The organism is Pseudomonas lactis (assembly GCF_001439845.1).
Lineage (GTDB): Bacteria > Pseudomonadota > Gammaproteobacteria > Pseudomonadales > Pseudomonadaceae > Aquipseudomonas > Aquipseudomonas lactis.
Map to the genome: position 1 here is coordinate 156623 of NZ_JYLO01000012.1, position 11835 is coordinate 168457.

Annotated in this window: 10 protein-coding genes; 3 read left to right on the forward strand and 7 right to left on the reverse strand. The window is 59.9% G+C overall.

Features of this window, described 5'->3' with window-relative positions; all coding sequences use genetic code 11:
* Nucleotides 1–106: 106 nt before the first annotated feature.
* The 3 genes from TX24_RS21700 to TX24_RS21710 form a co-directional block, all read right to left on the reverse strand.
* Entirely contained in the window at nt 107–406 is a 300-nt protein-coding gene (locus TX24_RS21700) for a chorismate mutase (protein ID WP_044268754.1), read from the reverse strand.
* 175 nt (nt 407–581) lie between these two features.
* Nucleotides 582–2435 carry an Lnb N-terminal periplasmic domain-containing protein gene (locus tag TX24_RS21705; protein ID WP_047711821.1) on the reverse strand — a complete coding sequence of 618 codons (1854 nt, stop codon included), beginning with the start codon at nt 2433–2435 and terminating at the stop codon, nt 582–584.
* Between the two features lie 90 nt (nt 2436–2525).
* Nucleotides 2526–3014 carry a DUF3015 domain-containing protein gene (locus TX24_RS21710; protein ID WP_003194274.1) on the reverse strand — a complete coding sequence of 163 codons (489 nt, stop codon included), beginning with the start codon at nt 3012–3014 and terminating at the stop codon, nt 2526–2528.
* Between the two features lie 263 nt (nt 3015–3277).
* Here TX24_RS21710 and TX24_RS21715 point away from each other — a divergent pair, with 263 nt between their 5' ends.
* A complete protein-coding gene (locus TX24_RS21715; protein ID WP_003194272.1) occupies nt 3278–5716 on the forward strand; it encodes a Lon protease family protein in 2439 nt (812 codons plus the stop codon).
* Between the two features lie 299 nt (nt 5717–6015).
* Nucleotides 6016–6333: a PA4575 family protein gene (locus TX24_RS21720; RefSeq protein WP_003194269.1), complete on the forward strand. Its 318-nt coding sequence runs from the start codon at nt 6016–6018 to the stop codon at nt 6331–6333.
* Between the two features lie 6 nt (nt 6334–6339).
* Here TX24_RS21720 and TX24_RS21725 read toward each other — a convergent pair whose 3' ends face one another.
* On the reverse strand, nt 6340–8163 hold the full coding sequence (locus TX24_RS21725) for a hypothetical protein (RefSeq protein ID WP_082628845.1): 1824 nt from the start codon (nt 8161–8163) through the stop codon (nt 6340–6342).
* Between the two features lie 162 nt (nt 8164–8325).
* Between TX24_RS21725 and TX24_RS21730 the strand changes: the two genes are divergently transcribed.
* Nucleotides 8326–8814 (forward strand): TIGR00645 family protein, encoded by a 489-nt coding sequence (locus TX24_RS21730; RefSeq protein ID WP_003194267.1) that lies wholly within the window; start codon nt 8326–8328, stop codon nt 8812–8814.
* Nucleotides 8815–8829: 15 nt separating this feature from the next.
* Here TX24_RS21730 and TX24_RS21735 read toward each other — a convergent pair whose 3' ends face one another.
* From TX24_RS21735 to TX24_RS21745, 3 genes are all read right to left on the reverse strand, one after another.
* Nucleotides 8830–10263, reverse strand: coding sequence for an ArnT family glycosyltransferase (locus TX24_RS21735; RefSeq protein ID WP_044268749.1), 1434 nt, complete (start codon nt 10261–10263; stop codon nt 8830–8832).
* A gap of 116 nt (nt 10264–10379) precedes the next feature.
* Complete coding sequence (locus tag TX24_RS21740) at nt 10380–11405, reverse strand: hypothetical protein (RefSeq protein ID WP_057711064.1); 1026 nt, start codon at nt 11403–11405, stop codon at nt 10380–10382.
* A 106-nt stretch (nt 11406–11511) separates the two neighbouring features.
* On the reverse strand, nt 11512–11766 hold the full coding sequence (locus tag TX24_RS21745) for a DUF6124 family protein (RefSeq protein ID WP_057711065.1): 255 nt from the start codon (nt 11764–11766) through the stop codon (nt 11512–11514).
* Between the last annotated feature and the right edge of the window lie 69 nt (nt 11767–11835).

The window sequence follows — 11835 nt, forward strand, 5'->3', positions numbered from 1 at the left end:
TTTCACAGGTAAAAGGCTCAAAACATGGCTAAAATTTTCTACTTGTTTTTCAAAGAGTTAATGAGGGGCTTAGAACTTCCATGCAGGCAAAGAAATTTGATTAATTTCAGCCTGCTGTTCCGAGCGCGGCATGCTCAGCCAATTCCTGTTGAATAAATGCAGCAATCATCGCGCGATAGACCTGCTCAGTGACCTCAGGGTTGGCGCCCACTACCTCGGATAATGCCCGCACCTTGGCGATTACTTGTTCAACCCGTTGTGGGGCCTTCACGTCATCGGTGTCTTTTTTGAAGCGTGCGGCTTGGGAAACGAAGTGGCCGCGTTCGGCCAGCAATGTGACGATATGTTGGTCGAGGCGGTCGATGTTTTCGCGCACTTCTTCAAGGGTGGTGCAGGCAACAGTCATGTCGATGGAACTCCTGATTTTGGCGAGGTGCGATGCGGTACGGCTGACTATACACGGGCCAAATGTGGGAGCGGGCTTGCTCGCGAATGCGGTGCGTCAGACAAACAATCAGTGACTGACACTGCGCATTCGCGAGCAAGCCCGCTCCCACATTTTGATCGTTGTAAGGCTTGCGTCAGTAGTGGTACCACTTCAGCTCAAGCATCACTTCATTGACTGGCGTGGACAGGTGGCTGTATTCACGCTGGGCACTCAGGCGCAGGCCCAGGTTGCGCGACAGTTCCCATTGCTGGTTGAGGCTGATGCTGCGCCGCACTTCGCCGTTGGTGAAGAAATCGCCCTTGGCTTCCAGGCTCAGGTTGCCCAACGGGTTTTTCCACAGCACGCCGGTGTTGAAGCCGGCAGCCGGGGAGATGGCTTCGCTGAAGTCGTTGTTGTGTTCCACGCGCACGGTGCCGAGGGCGAAGCCGAGCATGTCGTCGGAGAGTTGCCAGGTGCCACCGGCGCCGCCGTTGACGTGGGCCACGAGGGTTTCGTCGTCGTGTTTGCCCGGCACGCGTTCCAGGCCGCCGGTGACTTGCCACGACCAAGGCTGCAGCAGCGCATTGCGTGGCGTCAGCGAGCGGATGGTGGCCAGGTCCAGTTGCTGGAGTTGCCAGTGATTGCCCTCGTACTGGCGCAATTTCATTTGCAAAATTTCGATCTGCGCGCCCAGGGGGAAGCCTTCGGCGTTGTCGTTGAGGTCGTGGTAGGCCATGCGCAGGCCGTATTCGCCGAAGGCTTTGTCGCCACGGGTGCCGATGCCGGCTTGCCAGGTGCGCGACTCGTGGCCGTTTTCCGGCAGGCCAGGCGGGGTGATCTTCAGGTCGGGCGCCGGGTTCTGGTTGATCGCGCGCAGCAGTTCGAAACTGCGCTGGGAGCGTGTCGCATCGCGCTCCAGGCCATTGGCGCGGTAGCGGCCCAGGCGGTAAGCAGCATCCACAATCAGTGCCTGGCGCTCGCGGGGCAGGGCTTTGAATGCCGGTTCCTGCAGTTGCTTTTGGTCGTCGCTGATTTTCAGCACCCACTGTTGCTCATCGCTATCGAGTGGCTTGGCGCGTTCCAGCAGTTCACGTTCACGGGAGGGGCGATAGTCGATCTTTTCGACCAGACCTGCGTCCTTTACCGCCTTGACGGTATCGGTAGGGATCGCGGTGAGCGGGAACTGTTCGGTCAGGCGCAGGCCGGGGCGGGCCACTTGCAGCAGTTCCAGCAGGCGGTAGGAGCAGTTCTCGTCGAAGAAGAAGTAATCGAACTGGATCTGCTTGAGCTCCCACACGTGCTCGACCATACGCTTGGTCTCGACCTCGGTGAGGTTCAGGCGGTATTCCCACAAATCGCGGTTTTCGAGGCTGCGGTATTCGGAGAGTTTCTCCTGATAGGGCACCAGGGCGAACAGGCCCGGATAACCGCCCATCAGGCCCTTCCAGGCATAGAGGATGCTGTTGTCGGAGCCTTCGATATAGGCGCCGAAGTTGATCGCATAGCTGAGCAGGGCGGTGTTGTTGCTTTGCACGTCAGCCTGGTCGATGCGCAGCAGGGTGTGGCCGAACATCGACGACGGGCTGTTGAGGTAGGCCGCCGGGAAGATCATCACTGCGCTATGGGGTGCGACGTCCTTGAACCACTGGGTGAACTCTTTGCACTCCAGGGCGGGCAGGTCGTTCAGTTGCAACTGCGCCTTGAGCCAGCGGGTACGTGCGGGGTAAACACATTGGGCGTGCTTTTCACCCAGGCTGGCTGGTGCATACAGCGCCTCCACGGTGGCCTTGAGTTCGGCGTCCGGATGGTGTGCGCCATCGGGAGCGAGGAAGAATTTCTTGTCGCTGACATAGCTGCGCCAGCCACTGACTTTGCCGGCTTCGTAGTGCCCCAGCGACAGCCAGAACGGATCATTGGCCAGTTGCTGCAAACGTTGATCATCAAGGTGCGGGGCCGCGTACAGCGGGGCGCAGGCGAAGAGTGCCAACCAGGCAAAGCGTTTGAGCATAGGGGCAACTTAAGTCAAAAAAGTGAGACCCAAAGGGGAGGCGGGTCCAAAAATAGTACCCGCGCCTCGAAAGGCGCGGGCAGGTCGAGCTTAAGCCTGGGTTGCGTATTTCGCCAGACGGGCATCGCTTTTCAGTACAGCAATGGTGTTGTTGTGCACGTCGTCAGCGGTCACGTCAGCCTTGCTGAAGATCTGCTGGAAGTGCTCGTGGGTCACGGCCGCGAAGTGATCGCGATCTTCCGGCGCAACACCCAGTACCACCGCGTAGGTGGTCAGCGCTTCGCCGTTGCCTTTGGCCATGTCTTCGGACAGCTCGTTCATCATGCCATTCATGGCAATCCAGGACTTGCCGCCGTAGGTCAGGGCGCTGTTGGTGCTGCAACCGTTGGTGCCCGAGGTCATGCCGAAGGTGGCGTTACCCGAAGTACCGTTGGTGGTGGAGGCGAGGAAGTGGGCCGGAGTACCGCGCTGGCCTTCAAACAACATGTTGCCCCAACCGCAGTTCGGGCCACCTGGTGCTTCTGCCATTGCATTGAGGGAGACGACGGTGAAGAGAGTACCAAGAAGGATCCGTTTCATAGCTTTGTTCTCTTTGTGTGCAAACCAATGGACAAGGGTTCAGGTGCTCAACGCACCCTAGGGGCCAGTTATTAGTCCAACCCGCGCAGTTTGGAGTTTAGGCACGTTCCCAGGGTTCCGTGTTTTTTTATAAACATTCAGTGGCGGGCGATTTTTTTGTAGGACGCGTGCCGTGTCTATGCTTTCCCGAAAGCGCGCCTTGCCAGAGCGCTCAACCGGGAGCCAGAATGCCCCATCTGCCCCGCCTGATGTAAGGAAGCCCGATGCCTGATCCTGTTGCTGCCAGCTTGCGTCTAGCGCCCGAAGCGCTGACTCGCCCTTTCTCCGCTGAACAGTTCAGCTTCTCGACCACCAATGATTTGGAGCCCTTTCGCGGTGTGCTTGGCCAGGAACGTGCGGTTGAAGCCTTGCAGTTCGGCGTGGCCATGCCACGCCCCGGTTACAACGTGTTTGTCATGGGCGAGCCGGGCACCGGCCGCTTTTCGTTCGTCAAACGCTACCTGAAAGCCGAAGGCAAGCGCCTGCAAACCCCGGCGGACTGGGTTTATGTGAATAATTTCGATGAGCCCCGCGAGCCCCGCGCCCTGGAATTGCCAGGTGGCGCCGCTGCGGCGTTTATCGCTGATATCAACGCCCTGGTCGATAACCTGGTCGCCACCTTCCCGGCGGTGTTCGAACACCCCACTTATCAACAGCGTAAAAGCGCCATCGACCGGGCGTTCAACCAGCGCTACGACAAGGCGCTGGACGTGATCGAGCGCCTGGCCCTGGAAAAAGACGTGGCGCTGTACCGCGACAGCTCCAACATCGCCTTCACGCCGATGCTCGACGGCAAGGCGCTGGACGAAGCCGAGTTTTCGCAACTGCCGGAAGCCGATCGCGAGCGCTTCCACACCGATATCTCCGAGCTGGAAGAACGCCTCAACGAGGAGCTGGCCAGCCTGCCGCAGTGGAAGCGCGAGTCCAACAACCAACTGCGCCAGTTCAACGAAGAAACCATCACTCTGGCCCTGCAGCCTTTGCTGGCGCCGTTGTCAGAAAAATACGCAGAAAACGCCGGGGTCTGTGGCTACCTGCAAGCCATGCAGGTGTACCTGCTCAAAACCGTGGTGGAGCAATTGGTGGACGACGCCAAGACCGACGCCCAGGCGCGCAAGCTGCTTGAAGAACAGTACTGCCCGAGCCTGGTGGTGGGCCACTCGGTCAACGGTGGCGCGCCGGTGGTGTTTGAACCGCACCCGACCTACGACAACCTGTTCGGCCGTATCGAATACAGCACCGACCAGGGCGCGCTCTACACCACCTATCGCCAGCTGCGTCCCGGCGCCTTGCACCGCGCCAATGGCGGCTTCCTGATCCTGGAAGCCGAAAAAATGCTCAGCGAGCCCTTTGTGTGGGATGCGCTCAAGCGCTCCCTGCAATCGCGCAAGCTGAAGATGGAATCGCCTCTGGGCGAACTCGGCCGCCTGGCCACCGTCACCCTCAACCCGCAGATGATTCCCTTGCAGGTCAAGGTGATCATCATCGGCTCGCGCCAGTTGTATTACGCCCTGCAAGACGCCGACCCGGACTTCCAGGAGATGTTCCGCGTACTGGTGGACTTCGATGAAGACATCCCCATGGTCGACGAGAGCCTGGAGCAGTTCGCCCAGTTGCTCAAAACCCGTACTTCGGAAGAGGGCATGGCGCCGCTCACCTCCGACGCGGTGGCGCGCCTGGCGACCTACAGCGCACGCCTGGCCGAGCATCAGGGGCGCTTGTCGGCGCGTATTGGTGATTTGTTCCAGCTGGTGAGCGAGGCGGACTTCATTCGCCACCTGGCGGGCGACGAGATGACCGATGCCGGGCATATCGAGCGCGCCCTCAAGGCCAAGGCCACACGCACCGGCCGCGTGTCGGCGCGGATTCTCGACGACATGCTTGCTGGCGTCATCCTGATCGACACCGCCGGCGCCGCTGTGGGCAAGTGCAACGGGTTGACGGTGCTGGAAGTGGGCGACTCGGCATTCGGCGTGCCGGCGCGGATTTCCGCCACGGTGTACCCGGGCGGCAGCGGCATTGTCGACATCGAGCGCGAAGTTAACCTCGGCCAGCCGATCCACTCCAAGGGCGTGATGATCCTCACCGGTTACCTGGGCAGCCGCTATGCCCAGGAATTTCCGTTGGCGATTTCCGCGAGTATCGCCCTGGAGCAGTCCTACGGCTATGTGGACGGCGACAGTGCGTCCCTGGGCGAGGCGTGCACCTTGATTTCGGCCTTGTCGAAGACGCCGCTCAAGCAATGCTTTGCCATCACCGGCTCGATCAACCAGTTTGGTGAAGTGCAGGCGGTGGGCGGGGTCAACGAGAAGATCGAAGGCTTCTTCCGCCTCTGCGAAGCCCGCGGGTTGACCGGTGAGCAGGGGGCGATCATCCCTCAGGCCAACGTCGCCACGCTGATGCTCGACGAGAAGGTGTTGCAGGCCGTGCGTGCCGGGCAATTCCATATCTATGCGGTGCGCCAGGCCGATGAGGCCTTGAGCCTGCTGGTGGGCGAGGATGCCGGCGAGCCGGACGCCGAGGGGCAGTTCCCGGAAGGCACCGTGAATGCGCGGGTGGTGGAGCGCTTGCGGGCAATTGCCGAGATGATCAGTGAGGAGGATTTGAAGGAGGCGGAAAAAGAGCTGGCGCAGCAGGCGTTGGCAGAAGCCAAGCCGACCTGATAGCCAAGGCGAAACGGGATCAAAACTGTGGGAGCGGGCTTGCTCGCGAATGCGGAGTGTCAATCACTGCATCTGTGACTGAACCAGCGCATTCGCGAGCAAGCCCGCTCCCACATTGACCTATTAAACCTGCCACAAAATTGACTCTCGCCTGGGACCAACGCCCGTTGGTCTCTACAACCTTGGTTTGTCGCGTTTTTATTCTATTCTCAGAGTCAGGGATATCCACAGGAGTCGCAGGATAGAAACAGCCTCGCCGTGCGCTGGGGCTGAACACCGATCTACCGAGGGTCGCCGCCATGTCGCGCAACCTTTGCCTTACCCGCCAGTGCCTGGGCCTGGTCACCCGTATCGAATGCTCCATTCGCCCTCTGGCCGGGGATAACGGGATGTGGACGCTGCTATTTGCCGCCGGCATGTCGGGCGAACAGCCATCCACCGTCAAATCCCAGGGCCCGTTCCATGGGCCTTTCGTGGCAGAACGCATGCTGGGCACCATCGTCGATAGCCTGACCTTGCACGGCTACGAGCAAATGGACGAGCCGCAGATCTGGTGCCTGCACCTGCAAGCCCATTTGCGCCAACTCAACGGCGGTCAGGAGCGGCTGGCCCTGTAGCGCCGGTTATTTGCTCTCAGGCTTGTCCAGCTTGACCTCAAAGCCGTATTGCACGGTGCTGAGGTCGGTGCGCTGGTAACTTTCCAGCGTGGTCGGCTGGCCGTAGAAGTAATGCACGTCAAACATCGCCGTGCCGTATTCCTCGGCGCGGTGGCTGACGCCGAGGATCTCCTTGAGGTAATTGCCGCTGGCATCCTTGGCGTAGAAACGCCAGCTGTCGGCGGGGAAGTCCTTCTGGTCGACGATCAGCGCGTTGTCCTTGAGCGACAGGCCCTTGGGCAGCTTGGCGGCGTCGATTGTGGCTTTCTCGATGGTGGCCAAAAACAACGGTACCGAGCCCACCACATACGCCGGGGTTTCCGGGAACAGGTTGAGGTCGTACGTCAGCGTGCCGCTGGCGGCATTCAGCTCAAAGGCTTCGGTCGGCAACTCGATGGGCTCGCCTCGTTCGCCCTTGTCATCGGCGGTGAAAAAGGTGATAGGCGCGTCACTGTTGTTGCGCTCGGCACCTACCAGGTCGTCGTTGAAGGTGAACGGGTGGTCGAACACGATTTTTGCGGCACTGGCGTCTTCGGTCGATTGGCTGAGGGTGACGCTGTTTTTCAGTTGCTCCTCCGTCATCGACGCATCTTTGAGCCAACTGGCGGCGCCGTCGTCATACACCGTGACCGGCATTGGTAGGGCCTGCACGGTCTTTTGCAGGCTGTTCCTGTCAAAGCGCATCACCGGCAGGTCCAGGTCTTTACGGGTGAGCGTGGCCTTGGAGAAATCCAGCACATTGACCTGCAGGTTATCGATCAGCCCGTTGAAATACACCTTGGCGTAATGGCTGGTCTGCTGGCGCTCGAAGGCTTTTTGCGCGTCGGTCAGCTGTTTATCGAAGGCATCGGACCACGCGGTTTGTTTTTGCATCTCGGCCAGTTGTTTCTCATAGAACGCCACCTGCGCGGCACTCTCGTTGATCGAGCCTGAGCGGGTCAGAAACTGCCCGGTGCTGTCCCGTGCCTGCACCAGCAGCGGGTTGGGTGACGCATCGCCCACTTCGGCGGCCAGGGGCTGGCTGTTGGTCAGTTCGATCTCGGCGTAGTTCTTTTCCAGCGTCAGCAGGTTGAGGGTGATGTTGCCGTCGGTGCGTTTATGGCCCACGTCTTGTTTGGTCAGGTCGAACGTCAGCACCTTGCCCGGGGTGATCACCTCCACCGCGCCCTTGAGGCTGATGGGTTGGGGTTGGCTCTTGTTTTCCGTCTCGATGCCTTCGATAAACGGGTAGGTTACCGTCAGGTCGTCGGGGTTGGTCAGGTTGGAGCTGCTGGGGCTCAGTTGAATGCCGGGGTCGGTTTCGGACCATTCCGGTTGGAAGGGAATGACTTTATTGTTGCTCAGGGTGACCGACTGCCATTCCAGGCCATGGGGGAAGGGGAACTGGTCCGGGGCGTTGAAGTTGAACGGGAAGACCGGCTGCAAATCCGTCAGATAGTCGGAGTGCGAGGTTTTGCGCAGTACGAACAGGCCATTGATGTAGGTGTCCACCAGCGCTTGGGGCGTAGGGTAATGCTTGAGCAGGGCCAGGCTGTCTTCGCCGTATTCGGCTTCGATGGGCTTGCTGGCGAGCTTGACGCGCGCGCGCTCCAGCAACAGCAGCGAGCCGCCCAGGTCCGCAATGGCATCGCGCAGTTTAGGGTCCTGGATGCTGTCCAGGGACTGTTCGAACTTGGTGGTTTTCTCTTCGAGGGTCGCCTGCTTCTGCTCTTCTTTGGGGGAGCAGCCGCTGGCCATCAGCAACGCCGCGCACAGGCCGAGAGCGGCCAAAGGGGATCGCACATCCATCATCTGAGTCTTCCTGTCCGACATCATCGAGCCGAGTGAATGGTCTCGACACTAGCAGAAAAATTCTCCTACAGATGCCACTTGGGTCAGTTTTCTCGCGGTGACAGGGGCTAGGTGGCGGCTGGTATACTCGGCGCCATTTTTAGCCAAGCTGTGTGAGATTCAATGGAACGCTTTATCGAAAATACGATGTACGCCTCGCGTTGGCTGCTGGCGCCGATCTACCTGGGCCTGTCCCTGGGCTTGCTGGTCCTGGCGCTGAAATTCTTCCAGGAAATCATTCACGTAATTCCCAACATCTTCACCATGTTGGAAGCCGAAGTGATCCTGCTGCTGCTGTCGTTGATCGACATGGCCCTGGTCGGCGGCTTGCTGGTGATGGTGATGATTTCCGGCTACGAGAACTTCGTCTCGCAGCTGGATATCGACGAGAACAAGGAAAAGCTCAACTGGCTAGGCACCATGGACTCTTCGTCGCTGAAGATGAAAGTGGCGGCGTCCATCGTGGCGATTTCCTCCATCCACCTGCTGCGCATCTTCATGGACGCCAAGAACGTCGATCCAGAGCACCTGATGTGGTACGTGATCATCCACATGACGTTCGTGGTCTCGGCGTTTGCCATGGGCTACCTGGACAAGCTCACCAAGCATTAAGGCCACGCGCTGGCCTTACTGCTCCACGAAGTAGTAAGGCTGGCGGTTGACTGCCATCTGCTTGATCACCGTAACCGGCGCTTTCAGCCGGTCGGTGTGGTCCGTCAACGCCACGTTGCCGGGCTTGGCGCTCAGGAAGGCGCGCAGTTCGGCTTCGGTGTTCAGGATCGGCAAGTAGGCTTGCAGGTAGAACACGCTGGCGCCGTCGATGCGCTCGTTGGGTTGATACATCGCCACCGTCCTGCCTTCGTCTTGCAGGGTCTGGATCTGACTCATCACCGGTACGAATGAGTGGCGTACGTCGGCTTTGGGCGCAAACCAGAAGGCCGCGCTCAGGTAGCAGGCGATGGCCAGGCTGAAAACCCCGCCAATAATGCGCCGATGATAACGGTACAGCCCCGGCTTATGGTCCTTGGCCCACTCCAGCAACACCCGCGCATATTCGGCGGCCAGTACCGCCGCGGCTGGCGTCAGCGCCATCAAATACACCGTGCGTTTGCTGGACGCCAGGGTCAGCAGGGTGAACTGCGCCACCAGCCACACACTGAAAAACAACCGGTAGCGGTTGCGCACCAGGCTTTTGCGGAAGTGCCACAGGCCCAGGTACACCAGGATGTTCCAGGGCAGGAAGGCCTCGGGCAGTTTCGCGAGGTAATAGTAAAACGGCTCGTAGTGCCCGGCTTCTACGAACGAACCACTGAAGCGCCCGACGCTATTGGTCCATAACACTTCACCCACCGCCTGCATCCCACCGCGCTGAAACAGAAACCCCAGCCAGATCAGCAGCGGCACCAACGCCAACAACGTGAACAGCGCCGGCTTGAGCCAATCGCCTAGCCGCAGGCGCTTATCCATCAGGCTAGTGCTGAGCAGGTACACAAAAATCACAATGCCCGGCATCGCCAGCCCCAACACGCCCTTGCTCAACGTGGCGATGACCATCCCGGCGGTAAATAACGCCCAGGCCCAGGTACTCGAACCTTCACGCTCGGGCCGTACCGCCTGGTAAAACCCTAGCAGGGCGGCGGTGACACCGAGGCTGAGCAACGAATCCTCACCCACACCCCGCACATTGCCCCAGTAACTGGCCATGGTTGCCAGGATCAACGCGGCACTGAACGCCAGCGTCTGCGGCCGCCCGAACCGACGCAGCATCCCGTACAACAGCATCACACTGAACAACCCGGCAAACGCCGACGCCAAGCGCACCGCCCCGGTGCTGGCGCCAAACAGGCGAATCGCCCCGGCATCCAGCCACAGGCTCAGGGGCGGTTTTTCCAGGAAGGGTTCACGAAACAGGCGCGGCACCACCCAGTCATTGTCCAGGTGCATCGCCATGGCGATCCCGGACACCCGGGCTTCGGTAGAGCCTTGCAGCTCATGGTTGCCGAGGGCGAAGAAGAACAACAGAGCAGCAAGCAAGAGCAGCAGGGGAGCGGGGCGCGTCATGGAGTCTGGCTACCGGGGCATGAGACCGATCGGGCGACCGGTCATGGGTAGTCAGGGAGTATACGAGCGCGATTCTTAACCTTTGGTGAACGGCCGTGGGGTTTTTCTCCGGCGGATCAAGGCAGCTTCAAACTGGGCACTGCCGCTTTGCCTTGTGCGGTCAGCACCGGCTCCAACTGCTCCCAGGTGAAGGCCAAGTCGTTGTCGCAACCGTCACCATTGGCCGGTGTCGAGAGTTGCAGGCCCTGAGTGTTGAAGCTCAGGTGAAAGTTGGAGTAATCGGTGATCGCCGGGCAGCCCTCGTCAGTGGTGGTTTGCTTGGCCAGCCAAGTGCTGAAGGCGGCCGGCAGCTTCAAATGGCCGGAATAGGCGTCATGCCATTGCTGATGGCCGCCGAGCCAAGCCCATGGGTCCACACTGTCACCGGTTTGCAGGTTCCAGGAGTGCAGGCCCCAACTGATGCCCATGGCGCCTTGGCCTGCGGCCCAGCGGTAGAACCGCACGGTGAGAAATTGCGATGACCAATAGGCAGGCTCAACCTCGATCTCACTGGTATAGACCGAGCCGTTTCGAACCAGGTATTCACGCCGTTCATAAAAATAGTCGGTTAGATCTTCGTCATTGACGGCCAGGGCGGCGAGCTGCTGGTTGATCTTCTGCACCGCCGGGCTATCGCCCTCCAGCTTGAGCGTGACGCGGGGGCCTTGGGTCTTGAGCTGGTAGGTGTGGTTGTGGAAAGTCTTCTTCTCAGTCTTGATCGGCAACGGCGCGGCTTCCATGGGCGCGTTATAGGCATCGCTGCCGCAGCCGTCCGTGCCAATGCGGCGCAGGGCCAGTGGCAGCGGCGTGCCGCGATCGGTTTTGCTCCAGGCACCAGAAAGGTTATCGCCCTGAGGTTTTTGCAGGGCCCAGAAACCGGTGTTGCCTTCCTCCACCCACGGGGCGTTGTCGTTGGCCTGGGTCAGTTGAATCGGCGTACGGATGCGCTGGTAGTAATAACTGCCATGCTCGCCGTCGGCGCCGTTGAAACACACGGTGATAGCGGACTTGCCCAAAGTACCTTGCCAAACCCCGGCCAGATCGGCGGCTGTTGCGAGTAAGGGCATGACGGAGAGGGCGATGACGGCAAAGGGCTTGAGCACGGGTATCTGACTTCCGGTTGTCTGATAAAGGCCGTCAGGGTAATGGGAAGTGTGAGGGGATGCCAGCGGGCGAGATGCGCTGAGGCAGCTCGCCCGTTTTCGTGTTTTAAGGCTGTGGCGTTTGGGTAGTGAATGGTTGGGTGTTCAAGACCCGTTCTACGAGTAACTCGCCTAGAACGATCAATTGCTGAGCGGCCAGCAGCTTGTGGCGGTGCGCGCCTTCAAGTTCGAAAGCCAGGTCGGTGGTCATCGCGTTGAGAGAGGCGAGGGTTTCGCTGGCTTGGATTAGTAGGGTTTCGGGGTGGATGTCGTCGGCGAGGATGAAGAGGGTGGTTGGGGGATTGGGGGTGATCTTTTTCATGATGAAGCTCCCACACTGTTTAAGGAGCTGCCTCCCCCCTGCTGTCAAACAGGAATAGGTGGCAGCTGT